22 protein-coding genes are annotated in these 23621 nt (G+C 33.0%); 21 read left to right on the top strand and 1 reads right to left on the bottom strand.

All coding sequences use genetic code 11. The annotated features are described in order from the left end of the window. Positions 1–6 precede the first annotated feature (6 nt). From rpsK to ctlX, 9 genes are all read left to right on the top strand, one after another. Positions 7–390, top strand: a complete 384-nt coding sequence (gene rpsK, locus Q7C23_RS17365; protein WP_007803677.1) for a 30S ribosomal protein S11 — start codon at positions 7–9, stop codon at positions 388–390. Positions 391–485: 95 nt separating this feature from the next. Further along, entirely contained in the window at positions 486–1091 is a 606-nt protein-coding gene (rpsD, locus tag Q7C23_RS17360; protein ID WP_026982953.1) for a 30S ribosomal protein S4, read from the top strand. Positions 1092–1112: 21 nt separating this feature from the next. After that, the gene (locus Q7C23_RS17355; protein ID WP_026109818.1) at positions 1113–2105 is read left to right on the top strand and encodes a DNA-directed RNA polymerase subunit alpha; all 993 of its coding nucleotides are present in this window, start codon (positions 1113–1115) and stop codon (positions 2103–2105) included. A gap of 36 nt (positions 2106–2141) precedes the next feature. Further along, positions 2142–2630: a 50S ribosomal protein L17 gene (rplQ, locus tag Q7C23_RS17350; protein WP_007803683.1), complete on the top strand. Its 489-nt coding sequence runs from the start codon at positions 2142–2144 to the stop codon at positions 2628–2630. A 245-nt stretch (positions 2631–2875) separates the two neighbouring features. Continuing rightward, complete coding sequence (carA, locus tag Q7C23_RS17345; protein ID WP_375033707.1) at positions 2876–3994, top strand: glutamine-hydrolyzing carbamoyl-phosphate synthase small subunit; 1119 nt, start codon at positions 2876–2878, stop codon at positions 3992–3994. A gap of 100 nt (positions 3995–4094) precedes the next feature. Next, complete coding sequence (gene eno, locus Q7C23_RS17340) at positions 4095–5387, top strand: phosphopyruvate hydratase (protein ID WP_056195292.1); 1293 nt, start codon at positions 4095–4097, stop codon at positions 5385–5387. A 155-nt stretch (positions 5388–5542) separates the two neighbouring features. After that, the gene (locus tag Q7C23_RS17335; protein WP_375033706.1) at positions 5543–6820 is read left to right on the top strand and encodes a citrate synthase; all 1278 of its coding nucleotides are present in this window, start codon (positions 5543–5545) and stop codon (positions 6818–6820) included. Between the two features lie 65 nt (positions 6821–6885). Continuing rightward, complete coding sequence (locus Q7C23_RS17330) at positions 6886–7800, top strand: dimethylarginine dimethylaminohydrolase family protein (RefSeq protein ID WP_375033705.1); 915 nt, start codon at positions 6886–6888, stop codon at positions 7798–7800. Between the two features lie 73 nt (positions 7801–7873). Next, complete coding sequence (gene ctlX / locus Q7C23_RS17325) at positions 7874–8809, top strand: citrulline utilization hydrolase CtlX (RefSeq protein WP_375033704.1); 936 nt, start codon at positions 7874–7876, stop codon at positions 8807–8809. A 75-nt stretch (positions 8810–8884) separates the two neighbouring features. On the opposite strand, the gene Q7C23_RS17320 is transcribed toward ctlX, so the two are convergent. Next, entirely contained in the window at positions 8885–9514 is a 630-nt protein-coding gene (locus Q7C23_RS17320) for a MarC family NAAT transporter (RefSeq protein WP_375033703.1), read from the bottom strand. Between the two features lie 151 nt (positions 9515–9665). On the opposite strand from Q7C23_RS17320, the gene Q7C23_RS17315 reads away from it, so the two are divergent. From Q7C23_RS17315 to Q7C23_RS17260, 12 genes are all read left to right on the top strand, one after another. Continuing rightward, positions 9666–10031: a CoA-binding protein gene (locus Q7C23_RS17315; RefSeq protein ID WP_375033702.1), complete on the top strand. Its 366-nt coding sequence runs from the start codon at positions 9666–9668 to the stop codon at positions 10029–10031. A 162-nt stretch (positions 10032–10193) separates the two neighbouring features. After that, positions 10194–10814: a recombination mediator RecR gene (gene recR, locus Q7C23_RS17310; protein ID WP_375033701.1), complete on the top strand. Its 621-nt coding sequence runs from the start codon at positions 10194–10196 to the stop codon at positions 10812–10814. Between the two features lie 71 nt (positions 10815–10885). Next, positions 10886–11674, top strand: a complete 789-nt coding sequence (locus Q7C23_RS17305) for a polysaccharide biosynthesis/export family protein (protein ID WP_375033700.1) — start codon at positions 10886–10888, stop codon at positions 11672–11674. Between the two features lie 14 nt (positions 11675–11688). After that, positions 11689–14130, top strand: a complete 2442-nt coding sequence (locus Q7C23_RS17300; protein ID WP_375033699.1) for a polysaccharide biosynthesis tyrosine autokinase — start codon at positions 11689–11691, stop codon at positions 14128–14130. Positions 14131–14140: 10 nt separating this feature from the next. Then, complete coding sequence (locus Q7C23_RS17295) at positions 14141–15130, top strand: SDR family oxidoreductase (protein ID WP_375033698.1); 990 nt, start codon at positions 14141–14143, stop codon at positions 15128–15130. 24 nt (positions 15131–15154) lie between these two features. Continuing rightward, the gene (locus Q7C23_RS17290; RefSeq protein WP_375033697.1) at positions 15155–16546 is read left to right on the top strand and encodes a UDP-glucose 6-dehydrogenase; all 1392 of its coding nucleotides are present in this window, start codon (positions 15155–15157) and stop codon (positions 16544–16546) included. An 81-nt stretch (positions 16547–16627) separates the two neighbouring features. After that, positions 16628–17092 (top strand): UpxY family transcription antiterminator, encoded by a 465-nt coding sequence (locus Q7C23_RS17285; RefSeq protein WP_375033696.1) that lies wholly within the window; start codon positions 16628–16630, stop codon positions 17090–17092. A gap of 297 nt (positions 17093–17389) precedes the next feature. Beyond that, positions 17390–18673, top strand: a complete 1284-nt coding sequence (locus Q7C23_RS17280; protein ID WP_375033695.1) for a nucleotide sugar dehydrogenase — start codon at positions 17390–17392, stop codon at positions 18671–18673. Between the two features lie 14 nt (positions 18674–18687). Next, positions 18688–19110: an adenylyltransferase/cytidyltransferase family protein gene (locus Q7C23_RS17275; RefSeq protein WP_375033694.1), complete on the top strand. Its 423-nt coding sequence runs from the start codon at positions 18688–18690 to the stop codon at positions 19108–19110. A gap of 1 nt (position 19111) precedes the next feature. Continuing rightward, positions 19112–20113 (top strand): mannose-1-phosphate guanylyltransferase, encoded by a 1002-nt coding sequence (locus Q7C23_RS17270; protein ID WP_375033693.1) that lies wholly within the window; start codon positions 19112–19114, stop codon positions 20111–20113. A 9-nt stretch (positions 20114–20122) separates the two neighbouring features. Beyond that, complete coding sequence (gene rfbB / locus Q7C23_RS17265; RefSeq protein WP_375033790.1) at positions 20123–21169, top strand: dTDP-glucose 4,6-dehydratase; 1047 nt, start codon at positions 20123–20125, stop codon at positions 21167–21169. A 44-nt stretch (positions 21170–21213) separates the two neighbouring features. Then, positions 21214–23619 carry an SLBB domain-containing protein gene (locus tag Q7C23_RS17260; protein WP_375033692.1) on the top strand — a complete coding sequence of 802 codons (2406 nt, stop codon included), beginning with the start codon at positions 21214–21216 and terminating at the stop codon, positions 23617–23619. Positions 23620–23621 lie beyond the last annotated feature (2 nt).

Genomic DNA, 23621 nt, shown 5'->3' with positions numbered 1-23621 from the left:
AGTAATATGGCTAAAGCAACTGCAAAAAAACGTAAAGTTATCGTTGAATCAACGGGAGAAGCTCATATTTCTGCTACCTTCAATAACATCATCATTTCTTTGACAAACAAAAAAGGTGAAGTTATTTCTTGGTCTTCAGCTGGTAAAATGGGTTTCAGAGGTTCTAAAAAGAATACTCCATACGCAGCTCAAATGGCAGCAGAAGATTGTAGTAAAGTAGCTCTTGAGGCTGGACTTAAAAAAGTAAAGGTTTATGTAAAAGGACCAGGAAACGGACGTGAGTCTGCTATCCGTTCTATTCATAACGGTGGAATTGAAGTTACTGAGATTATCGACGTTACTCCAATGCCTCACAACGGATGTCGTCCTCCAAAAAGACGTAGAGTTTAATTTTATTTATTCATAGTATAAACAAGGTAGAATATAGATTATCGAAGGATTTGACCTGAATTCATAATCTCTACCTTAAATTTAATTTTTTAGAAATGGCAAGATATACTGGTCCAAAAACTAGAATTGCTCGTAAATTTGGCGAAGCAATCTTCGGAGATGATAAATCTTTCGAAAAAAGAAATTACCCACCTGGACAACACGGGATGGCTAAAAAAAGAGGTAAAAAATCTGAGTATGCTGTTCAGTTAATGGAAAAGCAAAAAGCTAAATATTCTTACGGAATTTTAGAAAAACAATTCAGAAATTTATTCAAAAAAGCATCAGCTACTAAAGGTGTTACTGGTGAAGTTCTTTTACAATTATGTGAGGCAAGATTAGATAACGTTGTTTTTAGAATGGGTATTGCTCCTTCTAGAAGAGGTGCTAGACAATTAGTTTCTCACAGACACGTTACTGTTAATGGTGAAGTTGTAAATATCGCTTCTTACCACCTTAAACCTGGTGATAAAGTTGCAGTTCGTGAAAAATCTAAATCTTTAGAAGCTATCGAACGTTCTTTGTCAAATTCAAGTCATGTTTATGAATGGATTACTTGGAATAATGATCTTAAAGAGGGAACTTTTGTTTCTGTACCTGCAAGACTTCAGATTCCAGAAAACATTAAAGAACAATTAATCGTAGAGTTGTACAACAAATAATAATTGACTTAGTCGAAATTTATGGCAATATTTAATTTTCAAAAGCCCGATAAAGTTATCATGATCGATTCAACCGATTTTGAAGGTAAATTCGAATTTAGACCTTTAGAACCTGGTTACGGATTGACAGTTGGTAATGCACTTAGAAGAGTTTTGCTTTCAGCATTAGAAGGTTATGCAATTACATCTGTTCGTATCGAAGGTGTAGATCATGAGTTTTCTACTATTTCAGGTGTTGTTGAAGATGTTACCGAAATTATCCTTAATCTAAAACAAGTACGTTTCAAACGTCAGATCGAAGATATCGATAATGAAGCAGTTACAATTTCTGTTTCTGGTAAAGATCAATTAACAGCAGGTGATTTTCAAAAATTTATTTCAGGTTTTCAAGTTTTGAATCCAGACCTTGTTATCTGTAATTTAGATTCTAAAATCAAATTGAACTTCGATTTAACAATCGAAAAAGGTAGAGGATATGTTCCTGCTGAGGAGAACAAAAAACAGAATGCTGCAATTGGAACCATTTTTACAGACTCTATTTTTACTCCGGTAAAAAATGTAAAATATGCAATTGAAAACTTCCGTGTAGAGCAAAAAACAGATTACGAAAAATTAGTTTTTGAAATTAAAACTGATGGATCAATTAATCCAAAAGATGCTCTTACTGAAGCTGCTAAGGTTTTAATTCACCACTTCATGTTGTTTTCTGACGAAAGAATTACACTCGAGGCTGACGAAATTGCACAAACAGAATCGTATGATGAAGAGTCATTGCATATGAGACAATTGCTTAAAACTAAGCTTGTTGATATGGATTTATCTGTGAGAGCATTAAATTGCTTGAAAGCGGCTGAAGTTGATACACTTGGTGATTTAGTATCGTTCAATAAAAATGACCTAATGAAATTCCGTAATTTTGGTAAAAAATCTTTAACAGAGCTAGATGAACTTGTAGCGGTTAAAAATTTAACTTTCGGAATGGATTTAGCTAAATACAAATTAGATAAAGAATAATTCAATCCGCCACGGCGGATTAAATTTAAAATAGCAATGAGACACGGAAAAAAATTCAATCACTTAAGCAGACAGACTGGACATAGAAAAGCTATGTTGGCTAATATGGCTTGTTCTCTTATTGAGCACAAACGTATTAACACTACTGTTGCTAAGGCTAAAGCGCTTAAACAATTCGTTGAGCCTTTAATCACAAAATCAAAAGAAGATACGACTCATAATCGTCGTATTGTTTTTGCTTACTTACGTAGCAAATATGCGGTAACTGACTTGTTCAGAGACGTAGCTGCTAAAGTTGGAGACCGTCCAGGTGGATACACTCGTATCATTAAAGTTGGAAATCGTTTGGGAGATAATGCTGACATGGCAATGATCGAACTTGTAGATTTCAATGAACTTTACAATGGAGGTAAAAAAGAAGTTAAAAAAGCAAAAAGCCGTCGTGGTGGTAAAGCAAAAAAAGCTGAGGAAACTACTGAAGCTCCAGCTGCTGAGTCAGAAACGACTACTGAAGCTTCTGAATAATTATGAAAGTAATGATTCTATAAAAATCAAGGATAAGCTAATTTTTAGTTTATCCTTTTTTTTTGTTTTTTTTTAAAGAAATCAAAATATAACTTATTTCAATACTTAGGTTTTATTTTTATGAATGAAATTTTTAAAAAATCTTGGAAGCGCTCTTTTAAAGAAGTAAATTTGCAAAATATCTAATTACAAGTAAAACAAGTCTGGCTGGTTTTACACCGATTAAAAACAATACAAATTAAAGAATGAAATACACAACACGACAAAGCGCCATTTTATTACTAAGTGATGGGACTATTTTTCATGGAAAATCTATCGGGATTAGCGGTAAGACTTTTGGTGAAGTTTGTTTTAATACTGGAATGACGGGATATCAGGAGATTTTTACAGATCCTTCGTATTTTGGTCAAATTATGGTGGCTACTAATGCACACATTGGAAATTATGGTGTAAATGATTTAGAGATTGAATCTGATAGTATCAAAATTGCTGGTTTAGTTTGTAAAAACTTCAGTTTTAATTATTCCCGTGAAGATGCTTCAGGAAGTTTGGAGGATTACTTTGCAAAGCAAAATTTAATCTGTATTTCTGATGTCGATACTCGTGCACTTGTAAGTTATATACGTGACAATGGAGCTATGAATGCTGTTATTTGCACAGATGGGACTTCAATTGAAGAACTAAAAAAAGAACTGGCAAATGTGCCAAATATGGAAGGTTTAGAGTTGGCATCAAAAGTCTCAACTACTGAGCCTTATTTTTTTGGAGATGAAAATGCTACATATAAAATTTCTGCTTTAGATCTTGGGATAAAAAAGAACATATTGAGAAATCTTGCTAAAAGAGATTGCTACATTAAAGTTTTCCCATATAATTCTACTTATAAAGATTTAGCATCGTTTAATCCAGATGGATATTTCTTGTCAAATGGACCTGGAGATCCGGATCCTCTATTTGGTGCTATCGAAGTAGCAAAAGAAATTTTAGCTAATGATAATCCTTTGTTCGGAATTTGCTTAGGACACCAAGTTATTGCTTTAGCAAATGGAGTTCAAACTTATAAAATGTTTAATGGGCATCGTGGAATAAATCATCCAGTAAAAAATATCATTACCGGTAAAGGAGAAATTACTTCTCAAAATCATGGTTTTGCAGTTAATAAAGAGCAACTGGACAGTCATCCCGATTTAGAAATTACACATTTGCATTTAAACGATGAAACGGTTGCTGGTATGAGAATGAAAAATAAAAATTGTTTTTCAGTTCAATATCATCCAGAAGCAAGTCCTGGACCACATGATTCCTCTTATTTGTTCGATCAGTTTGTTGAGAATATAAAACTAGGTGCTGCTAAAACGATATAGTTAATAAATAAAGGTGTTTAATGGTAAGAATGCATTTTTTCTATTAAATATTTTTATAATTTCGAAAAAAAATATAATTTATTAATAAAAAACAAAAATAATGAGTATTATAATTAAAGTTCACGCAAGACAAATTTTTGATTCCAGAGGTAATCCTACTATTGAAGTTGATGTAGTTACAGAAAATGGTGTTCTAGGTAGAGCAGCTGTTCCATCTGGAGCATCAACAGGAGAACATGAAGCTGTTGAATTACGTGACGGAGGAAAAGCATTTCTAGGAAAAGGAGTTTTGAATGCAGTGAATAATGTAAATACTGTTATTGCTGAAGAATTAGTTGGAACTTCTGTTTTCGAACAAAACACTATCGATCAGTTAATGATTGATTTAGACGGAACGCCTAATAAATCTAAATTAGGAGCTAATGCTATTTTAGGAGTTTCTTTAGCTGCTGCAAAAGCTGCTGCAAATGAACTTGGATTGCCATTATACAGATATGTTGGTGGAGTTTCTGCTAATACGTTACCTGTTCCGATGATGAACATCATCAATGGTGGTTCTCACTCTGATGCTCCAATTGCATTTCAAGAGTTTATGATTTTCCCTGTAAAGGCAACTTCATTTACGCATGCTATGCAAATGGGAACTGAAATTTTTCACAGTTTGAAAAAAGTATTACACGACAGAGGTTTGAGTACTGCTGTAGGTGACGAAGGTGGTTTTGCGCCAAATTTAGCTGGTGGTACTGAAGACGCTTTGGATACTATTAAGTTGGCAGTTGAAAAAGCAGGATATTCTTTTGGTGACGAAATTATGATCGCTCTTGATTGTGCAGCTTCTGAATTTTATGTAAATGGTAAATACGATTATACTAAATTTGAAGGTGAAACTGGAAAAATCAGAACTTCTGAAGAGCAAGCTGATTATTTAGCTGAACTTGCTGCTAAGTATCCAATTATTTCTATCGAAGATGGTATGTATGAAGATGACTGGAATGGATGGAAATATTTAACAGATAAAATTGGAGATAAAGTACAATTAGTTGGTGATGATTTGTTTGTTACTAACGTTGAGCGTTTATCTACTGGTATTGAAAAAGGAATTGCAAATTCAATTTTAGTAAAAGTGAACCAAATTGGTACTTTGACTGAAACGATTGCTGCTGTAAACATGGCTAAGAATGCTGGTTATACTTCTGTAATGTCTCACCGTTCTGGAGAGACTGAAGATAATACTATTGCTGATTTAGCTGTAGCTTTAAACTGTGGTCAAATTAAAACAGGTTCTGCTTCTCGTTCTGATCGTATGGCAAAATACAATCAATTATTAAGAATTGAAGAAGAATTAGGAAGTACTGCTTATTTTCCAGGGTTAAAAGCTTTCAAGATTAAATAATTGTAAGGTTATATATAGATTTAAACCATCCATTTTTTAATGGGTGGTTTTTTTTTGGAGTTTTAACAAATTCATAGCAGTATTCCTTTTTTAATTAGTCTTAAATTCCTTAGATTTGATAAATTATTATTTTAAAGATTTATTTCCGATATATTATGTCAAAAATAGCTACATTAGAAGTAGATGGTCAAAAAATTGAGCTTCCGGTTATTACAGGGAGCGAAAATGAATCAGCTATCGATATTAACAAATTACGTGATTTAACTGGTGTTATTACAATTGATCCTGGTTACAAAAATTCTGGTTCTTGCAAAAGTGAAATCACCTTCTTAGATGGAGAGTTAGGAATCCTGCGTTACAGAGGGTATTCAATCGAAGATCTGGCTGAAAAAGCTAGTTTTTTGGAAGTATCTTATCTTTTGATTTTTGGTGAATTGCCAACAGCTCAGGAATTAGAGCAGTTCGAAAATGGGATCAAAAAACATACTTTGGTAAATGAGGAGATGAAAAATATCATCGATGGTTTTCCAAAAACAGCGCACCCAATGGGCGTTTTATCTGCATTGACAAGTGCTTTAACAGCATTTAACCCAAAAGCAGTAAATGTAGATAATGAAAAAGAAATGTATGAAGCCATTTGTAAAACAATGGGTAAATTTCTTGTAATTGCTACTTGGACTTATAGAAAATCTATGGGCTATCCATTAAATTATTACGATAACACAACAGGTTATGTTGACAATTTTATGCAATTAATGTTTAAATTGCCTACTGGACCTTATGCAGCAAATCCTGTTATAGTTGATGCATTAGATAAATTATTTATTCTTCATGCTGATCACGAACAAAACTGTTCTACATCTACAGTAAGAATGGTCGGTTCGTCTCATGCTGGTTTATTTGCTTCTATTTCAGCTGGAGTTTCGGCACTTTGGGGACCTCTTCACGGAGGTGCAAACCAAGCAGTTTTAGAAATGCTGGAGGAAATTAATAAAGATGGCGGAGATACTGATAAATTTTTAGCGAAAGCAAAAGATAAAAATGATCCATTCCGTTTAATGGGATTCGGTCACAGAGTTTATAAAAACTTTGATCCAAGAGCGAGAATTATCAAAAAAGCGGCTAAAGAGGTTTTAGAAACTTTAGGTGTTGAAGATCCAATTTTGGAAATTGCTAAAAAATTAGAAGCGGCAGCTCTTGAAGACGATTACTTCAAATCAAGAAACTTGTATCCAAACGTAGATTTCTATTCTGGTATTATTTACAGAGCATTAGGAATTCCGACTGATATGTTTACAGTAATGTTTGCTATTGGAAGATTGCCAGGCTGGATCGCACAATGGAAAGAAATGCGTGAAAACAAAGAACCAATTGGAAGACCTAGACAAATTTATACAGGACATCCTTTAAGAGACTTTAAGTCTAATAAATAAAATAACTTTAAAGCTTCACTTAACTGTGAAGCTTTTTTTATATTTGCTCAAAATATAATAGAGTTATGTTGCAATTAAATATAAAGAACGAAACGTCAAGATTGCGTGCAGTAGTTTTGGGTTCAGCCGTTCATAATGGGCCAACTCCATCTATTGACGAAGCCTACGATCCCAAATCATTGGAACATATTAAAGCGGGGACTTATCCTGTTGAAGAAGATATGGTTGTTGAAATGAATGCTTTTAATGCTGTTTTTCAAAAATATGATGTAACTGTTTATCGTCCGGAAATGATTGAAAATTACAATCAAATATTCGCAAGAGATATTGGTTTTGTACTTGATGATGTTTTTGTAAAATCAAATATTTTGCCTGATAGAGAACGGGAGTTAGATGCAATTCAATATGTAATCGATCAAATGGATCCTCTAAAAGTAGTTCGTCCTCCTGAAGAAGTTCATATTGAAGGGGGAGATGTAATGCTTTGGAATGATCATATTTTTATCGGAACTTATAAAGGAAGTGATTATAAAGATTACATCACTGCAAGAACTAATATGTATGGTGTAAACTATATTAAAGAATTATTTCCTAATAAAATTGTCAAAGAATTTGATTTAGTGAAATCTAAATTAGAAGCTCGTGACAATGCTTTACACTTAGATTGTTGTTTTCAGCCTGTTGGAAAAGATAAAGGAATAATTTATAAAAGAGGTTTCCGTGAAGAAGCTGATTATCTGTATTTGGTAAATCTTTTTGGAAAAGAAAATCTATTTCATATTGAAAGAAACGAAATGTATAATATGTTTTCAAATGTCTTTTCAATAGATGAAAATGTAGTGGTTTCTGAGAAAAATTTTACCCGTCTGAACAATTGGCTTCGCGCTAATGGATTTACTGTTGAAGAAATTCCATATGCTGAAATTGCAAAGCAGGAAGGTTTGTTGAGATGTTCCACTTTACCATTAATTAGAGATTAGAAAATAAAGTTTCAAGTTTGAGGTTGGTTAGTAAACTTGAAACCTGACACTTGAAACAAAAAAAATAAAGAGAATGAGACAAACAACAAATGCAATCGTAATGATTCGTCCAGTTGCTTTCAGGATGAATGAGCAAACGGCAGTAAATAATTACTATCAAAAAGTACTGGATGGACTTTTGCCAAGTACTGTAAATGCAAAAGCACAACAAGAATTTGATGCTTTCGTTGAAAAACTAAGAGCAGTTGGGGTTGATGTTACAGTTATAGACGATAATCTGGAGACTGATACTCCGGATAGTGTTTTTCCAAACAATTGGGTTTCTTTTCATGAAAATGGCGATGTGGCATTGTATCCTATGTTTGCTGAAAATCGTCGTCAGGAACGTCGTGAAGATATTCTGGACACTCTTGAAGAGAAAGGTTTTGAGATTTCTAATATAATGGATTATACATCTGCTGAAGAAGATGGGTTTTTCCTGGAAGGAACAGGGAGTTTGCTTTTAGATCGTGCGAATGGAAAAGCGTATTGTGCATTATCTCCACGTGCAGATGAAGAATTGTTTATAGAGTTTTGCGAAGATTTTGATTACGCTCCTGTAATTTTTGAAGCGTTTCAGACCGTTGACGGTGAACGTAAATTAATTTATCACACAAATGTGATGATGTGCCTGGGTGAAACTTTTGCAGTTATCTGTGCTGATTGTATCGATGATAAAAAAGAGCGTAAAATGGTTCTTGAAAATTTAAAAGCCGATAAAAAAGAGATTATTCTGATCACAGAAGCACAGGTGAATAATTTCGCAGGAAATATGTTAGAAGTTCGAGGTGCAAATGACAAGAAATACATTGTTATGAGTGCATCGGCACATCAAAGTTTGACACCAAAACAAATTGCTCAATTAGAAAATCATGCTGAAATTTTAAGTTCAAGTTTGGATACTATCGAAGCTTGCGGCGGAGGAAGCGCAAGATGTATGATGGCTGAAGTGTTTTTACCAAGAAATTAAAGGAATCCACAGAATATAAAAAAGGGATATAACGTATGTTATATCCCTTTTTATTTAGGTGAGAGTTAAATCTATTTACATCAGATTTCCTTTGATAATGTTAATGATTGAACTTACTATGTATTGAATACCAATTGATATTACGATAAATCCAACAATTCTGGAAATTGCGACAATTCCTGAAGCACCTAATATTCGGGCTAAATAGTGGGCACTTTTTAAAATGGCAAAAATGGCAACTGCAATCGCTAAAATGGCTAAACTCGAAATAATAATTTCATTCATTTGGTGATGTTCCTGATAGAAAGCAATCAATAATGATATTGAACCTGGTCCCGCTAACATAGGAATAGCTAAAGGAGTTAAAGCAATGTCATTTCTTTGGTGAGCTTCATTTTCAATCTTTTTATTAATTCCTCTCTTTTTATTGAATTTGCCGGAAAGTAAAGAAAAACCTGAATTTACAATCACAATTCCGCCGGCAATTCGAAGCGCATCAATACTAATTCCGAAAAAAGTCAGAACATATTGACCGATAAAAAAAGAGACAATTAGAATAATGAAAACATTTATAGCTGTCCATAATGAAATACGGGATCGTTCTTTTTGAGAATCATGTTGGGTAAGGCCTACAAAAATAGGGACTGTTCCAATAGGGTTCAAAACGGAAAATAGTGCAGCAAATAAATAAATGAAAAGATCCATAAAGTTTGGGTTAGTAATGTAAAAATAGATAATTTTTAATTGTGTAAAGTAAATTCATGTTAGGATAATGTTTTTTATTACTCCAATTCTACATTAATAACCTAAACCAAGCTCGTTCTTTTTGATTACTTTTGTACAATATTCTAAAATAATGAAAAATAAGAAAACTTTAGTTCTGGGAGCTACCACAAAATCAGATAGATATGCCTATAGAGCTATAAATATGTTGGTTCAAAAAGGACATACGGTATTGGCAATTGGTCAAAATACTGGCGAGGTTGCCGGAGTGAAAATTTACACGAAAGCAATTCCAGTTAAAAATATAGATACTGTAACTTTATACTTAAATCCTGCCCGTCAGCGCGATTATTATAATTATATTATCGAAGCGCAGCCAAAAAGAGTTGTTTTTAATCCTGGAACTGAAAATCCTGAGTTATATCAATTGTTAGAGCTGAATAATATCAAGGCTGAAGTTGCTTGTACTTTGGTCTTATTGGCTACTAATCAATATTAAGTTTTTTAAGAGCTAATTCAGCTATAAGTTTTAAGCAAAGTTCACGGAACTCCAATTAAATCAAAACAGGCTGAAGTAATTTTTTTGTTTTTAATGGAAAACAATAGGATTTCCACTTCTATCGGCACTAAAAAGAAACATTAAAGTATTACTTTTGTCGTCATGGAATTTTCATCAAAATTAATAGAAAAAGCAGTTAATGAAATGTCTCAATTACCGGGAATTGGTAAACGCACGGCATTGCGATTGGTTCTTCATTTGCTAAAACAACCGAAAGAGCAAACCGGTTTTTTGTCTCAGGCATTATTAAACATGCGGGAAGATATTAAATTTTGTGAAAGTTGCCACAATATTTCAGACACAAAAGTTTGTGAAATCTGTGCCAACGTGGCAAGAAATCATCAGACAATTTGTGTGGTTGAAGATATTCGGGATGTAATGGCTATTGAAAACACAGGTCAATATAAAGGAATCTATCATGTACTTGGGGGTAAGATTTCGCCAATTGAAGGTGTTGGTCCAAGTCAGTTAAATATTTCCAGTTTGGTTGAAAAAGTAAAAAGCGGAAAGGTAGGAGAAATTATTTTCGCACTTAGCTCAACGATGGAAGGTGATACCACAAACTTTTATATTTATAAACAAATTGCTGAATCTGAAATTGTAATTTCAACAATTGCCAGAGGAATTGCTGTTGGTGACGAATTAGAATATGCTGATGAAATTACACTTGGAAGAAGTATTTTGCATCGTGTTCCGTTTGAAAAAACGTTCAAAAACAACTAAATAAGATCAAATAAAAGTTAGATTTCCTGAAAGTTAAAGGAAAAGCTATATTTGCGATAAATTTTTTAATAATGACAAGAAACGGCTTTTATATAGTACTATTCGTTAGTGTGCTTTTTACATCCTGTATCCCTGTAAAGGATCTATGGTATCTGCAAGATAAAAACAATACAGGTGAGCAAAATACAGTTACTGCTGTAGAATCTAAACCATACAGATTACAGGTAAATGATATTATAAGTGTTAATATAAAAGCAATTGATCCAAAACTGGTTTCGATTTTTAATACCACAGAAAATGCGACAACAGCAAAGTCTGAATCCGGTTTGTATTTTGACGGATTTACAGTTGATGATCATGGTAATATTCGAATGCCAATCTTAGGAGAAATAAATGTTATTGGTTTTACTCTTGAGGAAGTTAGAGTTAAAATTGAGAAAAAATTACTTGAAGAATATTTTAAAAGCGAAGCAAATGTTTTTGTAACAGTAAAACTTGCTGGTTTCAGATATACAATAAATGGAGAAGTTGGAAGCACAGGAACAAAAACATTGTTTCAGTCGCATGTAAACATTATGGAAGCGGTTGCTAACGCAGGAGATATAACGACTGTGGGTAATAGAAAGGCTGTAATGATTATTCGTCAAACTCCAACTGGGGTTCAAATGAATGAAATTGATCTTACAGATGCTAACGTAATGAAATCGCCTTATTATTATTTGCAACCCAACGATTATGTTTACGTAAAACCGTTGAGACAGAAAACATGGGGAACGGGACAAACGGGTATACAGTCAATCGGTACTATAATTACCTTATTGTCATTGGCAACAACCGTATATTTAATTATCAAAAACTAAAGTAAATTCAAGAAATGTTAGATATAAAAGATTTTTCCATTTTTGAAAATCATTCAAATTTTGATTTTAAAGGATTTATATTAAAGATTCTTAGTTACTGGAAATGGTTTTTGGCTAGTTTAATCATTGCATTTACGATTGCCTATCAGGTAAACATCCGTAAAGAAAAGATTTACGGGATGAAAACAATGATTTCTATAAAGGAAGAAAGTAATCCGTTTTTTACATCTAATACAAGCTTAGTTTTTAATTGGGGAGGAATTTCAGATCAGGTAAATGGAATATCAACAATATTACAATCAAGGTCTCACAATGAGTTGGTTGTAAGTAAGCTACAGTTTTATATTGATTATTTTACACAAGGAAAGTATAATTTGGTAGATTCGTATGGTGCGGTTCCATTTTATATTGATATTGATAAATCGAAAGGTCAGCTTGCGAATGTTTTAATCCGTATAAAATTTTTAAGTCCTAATGAATATGAAATTAGAGTTCCATTTGAACAGAACTCAGTTTCATTAATTAACTATTCGGATAATTTATATTCCAGGACAGCTGTTCAGCCAGTCGAATTTGTAAAAAAATACAAAGTTGGAGAACAGGTTTTACTTCCGTTTCTAAATTGGAAATTACAGATTAATGACAACCCAGGTATTTATAACGGAAATGAATACTTTGTTCGATTCAATGATTTTGATGGGACAGTTTCTCGTTATAGAGGTATAAATGTTGATTCGGACGATAAAGGAGGTTCGATATTGACATTAGGAATGCAAGGCACCAATAAGGCTCGAATGGTGGAATATTTGAATGCGACAGTGAATATGCTGATCAAAATTCAACTTGATGGTAAAAATCAGTTTGCTACTAATACAATACGATTCATTGATAGTACTCTTGTTGCAATGGAATCTCAATTGAAGGACACGGGAAATGAGTTAAAATCATTTAGAAAGGATAAGAATATCTACGAGATAGAAGGTGGTGGCGCTAAGTTTTCGGATAAAATAATGGATTTTGATGTAGAAAGAGATCAGGTTTCTAGAAAGATAGCTTATTACAATTCCCTAAAAATGTATTTGAATAATAGTGTAGATTATTCAAGGTTGCCAGCTCCGTCTGTTGCAGGAATTGAGGATCCGAATATTGTTGCCAGTGTCTCAAAACTTATAGCGCTTTCAACACAAAGGTCTGAAATGGCATACGCAGTTAAAAGTGAAAAGATTTTTAAAGATTTTGATAATCAGATGCAGGCCGTTAAAAGTGTACTGTTAGAAAATATAGCTTCTGCAAAAGCGTCATTATTGTATGATTTGTCTCTGGTAAATGCTAAAATTGGTCAGGCTGAAAATACGGTAAAAAGGCTTCCTGAGGAGCAACAGGAACTGTTGAAGATTAAAAGAAAGTATGATCTAAATGATAATATTTATACTGAATTTCTTCAAAAACGAAATGAAGCAGAAATCGTAAAAGCTTCTAATTTATCCGATATTCATTTTATAGATCCAGCAAAAGATATTGGAGGTGGTTTAATTGGACCTAAGACCTCAGTAAATTATGTTTTGGCTCTTTTTCTAGGTTTGTTGATTCCATTATTGTTTGTTTTTGGAATTTTCTTTATAAATAATTCAATTCAGAATACTGACGATATTAGTAAGTTGACGCAGATTCCGTTGATTGGTGTTATTGGTATTAATAAGGATAACGTGAGTCTGGCGGTATTTGATAAGCCTAAGTCGGTGCTTTCTGAAGGTTTTAGAACCATTCGCTCATCCTTACAGTTTTTGTATAAAAAACAACAGGTTAGTGGTTCTAAAACGTTAATGATAACTTCTTCTATTAGTGGGGAAGGAAAAACATTTTGCTCGATTAATATAGCAACTGTTTTTGCTTTAAGTGAAAAGAAAACAGTGATTATTGGTCTGGACTTAAGAAAACCAAGACTAGCAGATGAATTTAATTTGAAGAATTCAATAGGTGTTGTAAATTATTTAATTAAGCAGAATAGTTTAGATGAAATTACGAATCCTACTCAAATTGCGAATCTTGATGTTATCCTTTCAGGGCCAATTCCACCAAATCCTTCTGAGCTTATTTTAAGCGATGCAATGACAGAATTGATAGATGAACTGAAGCAAAAATATGATTATATAATTTTAGATACACCGCCGGTTGGATTGGTTTCGGATGCAATAGAATTGGCTCAATATGCTGATGTCACCTTGTATATTGTTAGGCAAAATTATACTAAAAAGGATATGATATCGTTGTTAAATACCAGAATAAAAAGAGGAGAACTTAATAATGCCAGTATTGTTTTTAATGGTTATGAAAATAAAGCGAAGTATGGATCTGGTTATGGGTATGGCTATGGGACATATTCAAACGGATATCATGATGAAGAAGTTAAATTAAGTTTTTGGAAAACTATTTTAAACAAATTCACTAAAAGATAATTTGAAGTAAATGAAAGAATCAACTCAGAATACAATTCTAATTACTGGAGGGGCGGGATTTATTGGTTCCAATTTATGTGAGTATTTTTTAGGGTTAGGTCATAAAGTAATTTGTTTGGATAATTTTTCGACAGGTCATCGTCATAATCTAAAGGATTTTATAAATGATCCAAACTTTAAATTAATTGAAGGAGATATTAGAAATATTGCTGATTGTTCACTAGCTCTTGAAGAAGTTGATTACGTTTTGCATCAGGCTGCTCTTGGTTCAGTTCCAAGATCGATTAATGACCCTATAACGACAAATGATGTAAATGTGTCAGGTTTTTTGAATATGCTTGTTGCTTCTCGCGATGCGAAAGTGAAACGTTTTATTTATGCAGCGAGTTCATCGACATATGGAGATTCTCAAGGGTTACCCAAAGTTGAAGAAGTTATCGGCAAGCCTCTATCTCCTTATGCTATTACAAAATATGTAAACGAATTGTATGCTGAAATTTTTAGTAAAACATATGGTTTAGAAACTATTGGATTGCGTTATTTTAATGTTTTTGGAAGAAAACAGGATCCTAAAGGAGATTATGCAGCAGTAATTCCGAAGTTTGTAATGCAGTTGATGAATTATGAGAGTCCAATAATTAATGGTGACGGAGATTATTCAAGAGATTTTACTTATATTGATAATGTGATTCAAATGAATGAATTGGCGATGACAAGTCAAAATCCGCAAGCAATAAATACAGTTTATAATACGGCATTTGGTGATCGAAATACTTTAAATGATTTAGTTGGGTATTTAAAAAAATATTTATCTGAATTTGACCGTAATATCACTGATGTAGAAATAGTGTATGGTGAAAATAGAGCAGGTGATATTCCGCATTCATTAGCAAGTATAGATAAAGCAAAAAAGATTTTGGGGTATAATCCGAAATATTCTTTGCAGGAAGGATTAAAAGAAGCGGTTGATTGGTATTGGAATAATTTGCGAAATAAATAGAAATAGAATAATAAAATTGATAAAATGAAAATTACAAAAATTTGTTGTATCGGTGCAGGGTATGTTGGCGGTCCTACAATGGCAGTCATTGCTCAAAAATGCCCACATATTCAAGTTACAGTTGTCGATTTGAATGAACAAAGAATTAAAGATTGGAATGATCCCAATACAGATAATATACCAATTTATGAACCGGGTCTTTCAGAAATTGTAGCGGAGGCCAGAGGTCGAAATCTTTTCTTTTCGACAGAGGTAGATAAAGCAATTGATGAAGCTCAGGTAATTTTTATATCTGTAAATACACCAACCAAAACCTACGGTAAAGGGAAAGGTATGGCGGCTGATTTAAAATATATTGAACTTTGCGCAAGACAAATTGCAAAAGTGGCAAAGCAAAATAAAATTGTAGTGGAGAAATCTACTTTACCAGTTCGAACTGCTGAAGCAATTAAAAGTATTTTAGATAATACAGGAAATGGTGTTCAGTTTCAAATTTTGTCAAATCCCGAGTTTTTGGCCGAAGGGACTGCGGTAACAGATTTGTTAAATCCAGATAGAATTTTAATTGGTGGAGATACTACTCCCGAAGGTCAGGATGCTATTAATGCGTTAGTTGATGTTTATGCTAATTGGGTTGATAAAGATAAAATTTTAACGACGAATGTTTGGTCATCAGAGCTCTCTAAGCTTACAGCAAATGCATTTTTAGCTCAAAGAATTTCATCCATAAATGCGATGTCTGAATTATGTGAAAAGACTGGTGCTGATGTTAATGAAGTTGCAAGAGCAATCGGAATGGATTCCAGAATTGGTCCAAAATTCCTTAAAGCGTCGGTTGGCTTTGGAGGGTCTTGTTTTCAGAAAGACATTTTGAATTTAGTTTATATCGCAAAATCTTATGGTTTAAATGAAGTAGCAGATTATTGGGAGCAGGTCATTATAATGAACGATCATCAAAAAAGAAGATTTTCAAATAAAATCGTTCAGACATTATATAATACTGTGGCGGATAAAAAAATTGCATTTTTAGGTTGGGCTTTCAAAAAGGACACAAATGACACCAGAGAGTCTGCAGCCATTTATGTAGCCGATGATTTGGTCAATGAGCAAGCTAAAATTTCGGTTTATGATCCTAAAGTTTCAAGAAGCAAGATGCTTAATGACTTAGATTATTTAGGAACTAGAACAGCTGAAGAAAATGGTGCTGCATTAACTGTATTTGATGATCCATATGAAGCAGTTAAAGGATCTCATGCTATTGCAATTCTTACTGAATGGGATGAGTTTACAGCTTACGATTGGCAAAAAATATATAATTCTATGCATAAACCCGCATTTCTTTTTGATGGAAGAAATATATTAAATGCAAGAGAACTGGAAGAAATTGGATTTATTTATAAGGGAATAGGTTCTTAGTTTCTATTGATATTGAAATACACTTAAAAGGAAATGAATGAAGGAAGATGTGAACGTTTTATTTCAATATAAAGACAAATTATGACTTGGTATGTATTATATACAAAACCCAAATGGGAAAAAAAAGTAGCAGAAAAACTTAATCAAATTGGGATAGAGTGTTACTGCCCAACAGTTACACAAATTAGGCAGTGGTCAGATAGGAAAAAAAAGGTTGTTGTACCTCTTTTTAATTCTTATGTATTTGTTCAATTACCTGAAATTGAGAAAAATTCAGTTTTTACTGTTCCAGGTGTAATTCGATATTTATTTTGGTTAGGAAAGCCTGCTGTAGTGCGAGATGAGGAAATTAGTATTATTAAGACAAGTCTTCAGGCTTCGGATGTGATTGATGTTACGGTCTCTTCAATTCAGGTGGGAGATAAAATAAAATTAGAATCGGGAGCTTTTAGTAATCAGGATGCAATTGTACAGGAAGTTTCAAAAACACATTATATTTTGATACTGGAATCTCTAGGTTGTGTTCTAAAAGTGAAATATAGATAATTAGGTGTTTCGTACTAAAAAATCCAAAAACAGTTGATGAAATGTTAGATTTATACATTTTATTAGCTGTTTTTTTTATTAGCTGTTTTTTTACGTACTGATTGATAGAGAGTTGGTCATTTTAATTTTTTTTTTGTGATTTGTTTTTTGCGTATTACGGGAAACCGTATTGAATAAATTGACTTAAAATGCTATATTTGCTGAAAATGATTTTAGAGTATCTGTGCCAGTTTTTGTGGCTCAGATAGGCGAAGCCGTGGAGTAAATGGACTGAAAATATAAAAAAAGAAGTGTAAATTGGATCAAAGTGTAAAGATAGGGGTTATTGGTTTAGGTTACGTGGGATTGCCTTTGGCCAGATTATTTGCTACAAAATTTCCTGTAATCGGTTTTGATATCAATGAATCAAGAGTAGCATCTTTAAAATTAGGAATAGACACGACATTAGAAGTTGAAAATTCAATTTTAGAAAGTGTATTGATTGATAAATCTACGGAGGGAAATGGCCTATTCTGTACAACATTTTTAGAGGATATGTCAGATTGTAATTATTTTATAATTACAGTTCCAACTCCTGTTGATAAAAATAATCGTCCTGATTTAACCCCATTATATAAATCGAGCGAAACAGTCGGTAAAATATTGAAAAAGGGTGATATCGTAATCTATGAATCAACAGTTTATCCAGGAGTTACAGAAGAGCAATGTGTTCCCGTCTTAGAGAAAATTTCAGGATTAAAGTTTAATACTGATTTTTTTGCAGGATATTCACCTGAACGAATAAATCCTGGAGATAAAGAGCATACTGTTGAGAAAATTTTAAAAGTTACATCAGGTTCAACACCTGAAATTAGTTTGAAAGTTGATGCTTTATATAAATCAGTTATTACAGCTGGTACATATTTGGCGCCATCTATTAAAGTTGCAGAAGCTGCAAAAGTGATCGAAAATTCACAACGAGATATCAATATTGCTTTTGTAAATGAACTGGCTAAAATATTCAATCTAATGAACATTGATACACAGGAAGTTTTGGCCGCTGCAGCAACGAAATGGAATTTCTTGCCATTCAAGCCTGGACTAGTAGGTGGTCATTGCATCGGGGTTGATCCCTATTATTTAGCGCAAAGAGCACAAGAATTTGGCTACCATCCTGAAATAATTTTAGCAGGAAGGCGTTTGAATGATAGTATGGGAGAATATATCGCTTCACAGGTAGTAAAATTGATGATTAAAAAAGGAATCTCTGTTAATGGAGCAAATCTGTTGATGCTTGGGATTACATTTAAAGAGAACTGTCCAGATGTTCGAAATACTAAAATTGTTGATGTTATAAAAGCTTTAACAGAATATGGTATTTCAGTAATAATTTACGATCCTCTTGCAAGTACGGATGAAGTAAAAAAGGAATATGGATTAATCGTAACAAATTCGATTCCAATAGAAAAATTTGATGCTATTGTTTTGGGAGTAGCACATGCTGAATTTTTGAAATTAAATTTTTCAAAGTTGCAAAAAAGTAATAGTATGTTATACGATGTAAAAGGAGTTTTGGGTAATATAGTGGATAATAGACTTTAATTTTAATTTAAATTATGAAAGTAGGAATAACTTTTAGTGCTTTTGATTTGTTACATGCAGGGCATATTAAGATGTTAGAAGAAGCAAAAAGAGAGTGTGATTATTTAATAGTTGGATTGCAAACTGATCCAACATTGGACCGTCCTGAAAAAAATAGCCCATCCCAAACAGTAGTAGAACGGTATATACAACTAAAAGGCTGTAAGTTTGTTGATGAAATTGTACCTTATGCAACAGAACAGGATCTGGAAGATATTCTTCGTTCCTTTAAAATTGATGTTCGTATTATTGGTGATGAATATCGGGATAAAAATTTTACAGGACGAGTTTATTGTGAAGAAAAAGGGATCCTATTGTATTTTAATGTTAGGGATCATAGATTTTCAAGTAGTAATCTTAGAAAAGAGGTTGCCGAAAAAGAACTAAAAAAAAATTAAAATGAGCGCTTCAATAACTCATGTGATATTGACTGGTGGAATAGGGAGTCGACTTTGGCCACTTTCTCGTAAAAGTAAGCCAAAACAGTATTTGGAAATATTTGATGGTAAATCACTGTTTGAGATGACAGTTGAGCGTAATAGTCATTTGGCGAATAAGGTAATGGTTGTCGGAAATATTGATAATCATCATCTTAGTGGTAAAGTTATGGGGAAATCTAAAACTTCCTATATTAATATCGTTGAAGCGACTCCTAGAAATACCGCCGCCGCTATTGCCTTTGCAGCATTTGCATCGGAGCCAGAAGATATATTGATTGTAACTCCGTCTGATCATATTATTGATCAAATGGAAAATTACAATAGCGCCATAGATGAAGCAGTATCAAAAGCACAGGAAGGTTTTATAGTGACTTTTGGAGTCATTCCAACAAAGCCGGAGACAGGTTATGGTTATATCGAGTCAAAAGGTGATAACGTTATTTCTTTTCGCGAGAAGCCAAATGAAACTACTGCCAAAGAGTTTATTTCCCGAGGAAATTTTTTATGGAACAGCGGAATGTTTTGTTTTAAAGCTGGAGTTTTATTAGAAGAGTTAAGGCAGTATCAGCCAGATGTTTATGAGAAGTCAAAAATAGTTTGGGAAACAAACAAAGACGGTTTTTTAAATTTAGATTTGTCATTAGAAATTCCATCAATAAGTATTGATTATGCAGTAATGGAACGAAGTAAAAAAATAAAAGTAGTTCCTGCATCATTTTCATGGTCCGATTTAGGATCATTTGAATCTGTTTACGATTATCTAGTTTCAAAAGGCCATCTTGTAGATCAGAATGGTAATATGGTCATTGGATCTGAAAAACACACTGTTTTCTTGGGGCTAAAAAATACTATTTTTGTTTATACAGATACAGCCAACTTGATTTTACAAAAGGCAAGCTCGCAGGATGTAAAAGATATTTATAATAATTTAGAAAAACAGAATTCTGATTTATTAAATTAAATGGAGAAAATAAAAAAAATTCTTATAACTGGTGGGGCTGGTTTTATTGGTTCTCATGTAGTGAGACGTTTTGTAAATAAATATCCAGAATACCACATATTTAATCTGGACGCCCTTACCTATGCTGGAAATCTGGAGAATATAAAGGATATTGAACATAACCCAAATTATACTTTTATAAAAGGAGATATTGTTGATGAAACATTTATAAATAAACTTTTTTCAGTTCATAATTTTGATGGAGTATTGCATTTGGCAGCTGAGTCACATGTAGATCGTTCCATTAAGGATCCATTGGCATTTGTGAAAACGAATGTTATTGGAACTATGAACTTACTGAATGCTGCAAAAAATCAATGGATGGGTAATTATGAAGGTAAACGTTTTTATCACATTAGTACCGATGAAGTTTATGGCTCATTAGGAGCAGAAGGACTTTTCACAGAAACTACGCCATATGATCCAAATTCACCATATTCAGCCTCTAAAGCCAGTTCAGATCATTTTGTGCGCGCATATGGAGCGACTTATGACTTACCCTATGTTTTGACCAATTGCTCAAACAATTACGGTTCTTATCATTTTCCTGAAAAATTAATTCCACTTTTTATTAATAATATCATTAACAATAAATCCTTGCCGGTTTATGGCGACGGGAATTATACAAGAGATTGGCTTTACGTAGAAGATCATGCAGCAGCGATAGATTTAGTCTTTCATAAGGGAAAAAATCATGAAACCTATAATATTGGCGGATTTAATGAATGGAAAAACATTGATTTGGTTAAATTATTGTGTCAGCTTATGGATCAAAAGTTAGGACGAAATGAAGGAACTTCTCATCAATTAATTACTTATGTAAAAGACAGGCCTGGACATGATTTGCGTTATGCTATTGATTCAACAAAGATTAATAAAGAATTAGGCTGGAAACCATCGGTAACTTTTGAAGAGGGATTGGGAAAAACTATAGATTGGTATCTTAGTAATAGTGAATGGTTACAAAATGTTACTTCTGGTACTTATAAAGATTATTATAAAAAACAATATTCATAATTTAAATAATTATATCAACAAAAGTTAGTTTAAAAAAAAGCTCAATGAAAAAAATAATATACGTTCTTAGCTTGTTTGTCGTGCTGTTATCATCACAAGCTAGTGCGCAGGATATTCTAAAATCTCAGGATTTAAGTTCAATTAAAGTGGACTACTTATCAGATAACGATATTGCTAAAATAAAGGCCCAGCTTTTAAGCAAAAATATTAGTATTGAACAAGCAGAACCTATGGCTTTATCAAAGGGAATGAGTCAAGCGGAATTTGATAAGTTAAAGGTACGGGTGAAAGCTTCTTCAAACGGTATTCAAAATACAGCTAATATTAGCAATAATGATTTTGGTCGAGATCAGGAAATAGTACTTAACAACAAAGTAAAAGATTCTGCCAATGCTTTAATTTTTGGATCGGAGCTTTTTGATAATCCTAGTCTTAATTTTGAGCCAGATTTGAAATTAGCCACACCCATGAATTATGTTTTAGGTCCTGGTGATGAATTGCAAGTTAGTGTTTATGGTGTTCAGGAATATAATGCCAGTGTACCTGTAAGCGTTGAAGGGAAAGTTACTATTCAGTATGTTGGGCAGATTGCGGTTTCAGGTATTACAGTTGAAGCAGCAACACAAAAAATTAAAGCTGCAATTTCAAAGGTTTATAGTACAGTTCGTTCCGGACAATCGCAAGTAAGTGTTAGTTTGAGTAGAATTCGTACCATAAAAATTACAGTTGTAGGAGGAAAACAACCCGGCAACTATTCAATTTCATCCTTAGCTACGGTTTATAATGCACTGCATTTAGCAGGGGGCCCTGGCAAGAATGGGAGCTACAGAAATATTGAATTAATTAGAAATAATAGAGTTTATAGAAATATTGATATTTACAGGTTTTTGGTAAAAGGTGACCAAGCTGACAATGTTGGCTTAAAAGATAATGATGTTATCCGAATTCCTGCTTATAGACAACGAGTTACAATGGAGGGGGAAGTGAAACGACCTGGAGTTTTTGAAATGAAAAAAGGAGAGAGTTTTACTGATTTGTTGAATTTTGCATCAGGATTTAATGAAATTGCTTATACGGCGTCAGTAAATGTAGTCCAAAAGACTGGAAAAGAATATAAAGTTCACGATATAAATGAGGCTAATTTTAGTACCTATTATCCTCAATCTGGTGATGTTTTTAAAATTACCAGGATTTTGGATCGTTTTGAAAATCGTATTAAAATTGAAGGAGCAGTTTTTAGACCAAATTATTATTCTTTTACAGAAGGAATGAGAATTTCGGACCTTATCACGAGAGCAGAAGGTTTGAAGGAAGATGCTTACACAAAAAGAGCAAGAATCGTTCGATTAAAAGGAGATTTAACTACAGAAATTGTAACTGTGGATCTAAGCACTGCTTTAACAGGTGATTTAAATGAGGACATTGAATTAAAAAGAGAAGATATCGTTACGGTATATTCTGTTTTAGATTTCAGAGAAGAATACAAGGTTACGATTGAAGGAGAGGTTAAAAATCCAGGCGTGTACCATTATTATGATAATTTAACTTTAAATGATTTGATTGTTCAGGTTGGTGGCTTGACCGGTTCTGCCTCTAAAAGGGTAGAAATTGGAAGAATGGTTAAATCTGACGTTGTTAACAATGCAGATCTTAAACGAATTGAATTGGTTGAATTTGAAATTACAGCTGATAATAACGAGCAAGTCAAAAACTTTATTTTAAAACCTTTTGATGTTGTTGCTATACGCCGAGTAGCTATCTATGAAAAACCTCAAATGGTAATGGTTAGTGGGGCTGTAGGATATCCTGGAAAATATGTTTTAGCAAATAAAAAAGAAACGGTTTATAATGTCGTGATGAGGGCGGGAGGATTATCATCAATTGCGAATATTGATGGTGTGAAAATTAAAAGACCAATCAAGCAGGAACAGATTGATAAAATAAAAAGTGTAGACCTAAATTTATCAAAAAATGATACCTTAAAAGAAGAATTGGTTACAAAATTAGAAGATGAAGTGAAATATGCTACAATTCCTGTAAACTGGGAAAAAATTGTTAATGACAAGTATCATTATTCTAATGTTACTTTGTTTCCAGGAGATGAAATTATAGTTGCAGCTTATAATGAAGGAGTTAAGGTAACCGGTAGTGTATTGCTTACATCTGAGATACCATATAGAAGCGGGAAAGGATTTAGATATTATATTGATGCCGTAGGTGGTGTAGATGCTAAAGGATGGAAGAAAAAAGCTTATATCATATATCCAAATGGAAAAGCTTCCGTAACAAATTCATTTTTGTTCTTTAGATCTTATCCTAAAGTGAGACCCGATTCTCAAATAGTAGTTCCCGAAAAGCCTGAAACCCAAAAGATGAGTACTGGAGAGTGGGTAGGTATTGGTAGTGTACTTACTAGTTTGGCATTATTAATTGTAACCGCTTTTAAATAAAA

Source organism: Flavobacterium sp. LAR06, from assembly GCF_041946075.1.
Lineage (GTDB): Bacteria > Bacteroidota > Bacteroidia > Flavobacteriales > Flavobacteriaceae > Flavobacterium.
Note: the sequence above shows the minus strand (reverse complement) of the source record. Positions and strands in the feature narration are given on the sequence as shown.

Excerpts from the sequence above, each read along its gene's own strand:
- rpsK (WP_007803677.1), top strand. The coding sequence starts at position 7 with ATGGCTAAAGCAACTGCAAAAAAACGTAAAGTTATCGTTGAATCAACG.
- rpsD (WP_026982953.1), top strand. The coding sequence starts at position 486 with ATGGCAAGATATACTGGTCCAAAAACTAGAATTGCTCGTAAATTTGGC.
- Q7C23_RS17355 (WP_026109818.1), top strand. The coding sequence starts at position 1,113 with ATGGCAATATTTAATTTTCAAAAGCCCGATAAAGTTATCATGATCGAT.
- rplQ (WP_007803683.1), top strand. The coding sequence starts at position 2,142 with ATGAGACACGGAAAAAAATTCAATCACTTAAGCAGACAGACTGGACAT.
- carA (WP_375033707.1), top strand. The coding sequence starts at position 2,876 with ATGAAATACACAACACGACAAAGCGCCATTTTATTACTAAGTGATGGG.
- eno (WP_056195292.1), top strand. The coding sequence starts at position 4,095 with ATGAGTATTATAATTAAAGTTCACGCAAGACAAATTTTTGATTCCAGA.
- Q7C23_RS17335 (WP_375033706.1), top strand. The coding sequence starts at position 5,543 with ATGTCAAAAATAGCTACATTAGAAGTAGATGGTCAAAAAATTGAGCTT.
- Q7C23_RS17330 (WP_375033705.1), top strand. The coding sequence starts at position 6,886 with ATGTTGCAATTAAATATAAAGAACGAAACGTCAAGATTGCGTGCAGTA.
- ctlX (WP_375033704.1), top strand. The coding sequence starts at position 7,874 with ATGAGACAAACAACAAATGCAATCGTAATGATTCGTCCAGTTGCTTTC.
- Q7C23_RS17320 (WP_375033703.1), bottom strand. The coding sequence starts at position 9,514 with ATGGATCTTTTCATTTATTTATTTGCTGCACTATTTTCCGTTTTGAAC.
- Q7C23_RS17315 (WP_375033702.1), top strand. The coding sequence starts at position 9,666 with ATGAAAAATAAGAAAACTTTAGTTCTGGGAGCTACCACAAAATCAGAT.
- recR (WP_375033701.1), top strand. The coding sequence starts at position 10,194 with ATGGAATTTTCATCAAAATTAATAGAAAAAGCAGTTAATGAAATGTCT.
- Q7C23_RS17305 (WP_375033700.1), top strand. The coding sequence starts at position 10,886 with ATGACAAGAAACGGCTTTTATATAGTACTATTCGTTAGTGTGCTTTTT.
- Q7C23_RS17300 (WP_375033699.1), top strand. The coding sequence starts at position 11,689 with ATGTTAGATATAAAAGATTTTTCCATTTTTGAAAATCATTCAAATTTT.
- Q7C23_RS17295 (WP_375033698.1), top strand. The coding sequence starts at position 14,141 with ATGAAAGAATCAACTCAGAATACAATTCTAATTACTGGAGGGGCGGGA.
- Q7C23_RS17290 (WP_375033697.1), top strand. The coding sequence starts at position 15,155 with ATGAAAATTACAAAAATTTGTTGTATCGGTGCAGGGTATGTTGGCGGT.
- Q7C23_RS17285 (WP_375033696.1), top strand. The coding sequence starts at position 16,628 with ATGACTTGGTATGTATTATATACAAAACCCAAATGGGAAAAAAAAGTA.
- Q7C23_RS17275 (WP_375033694.1), top strand. The coding sequence starts at position 18,688 with ATGAAAGTAGGAATAACTTTTAGTGCTTTTGATTTGTTACATGCAGGG.
- Q7C23_RS17270 (WP_375033693.1), top strand. The coding sequence starts at position 19,112 with ATGAGCGCTTCAATAACTCATGTGATATTGACTGGTGGAATAGGGAGT.
- Q7C23_RS17260 (WP_375033692.1), top strand. The coding sequence starts at position 21,214 with ATGAAAAAAATAATATACGTTCTTAGCTTGTTTGTCGTGCTGTTATCA.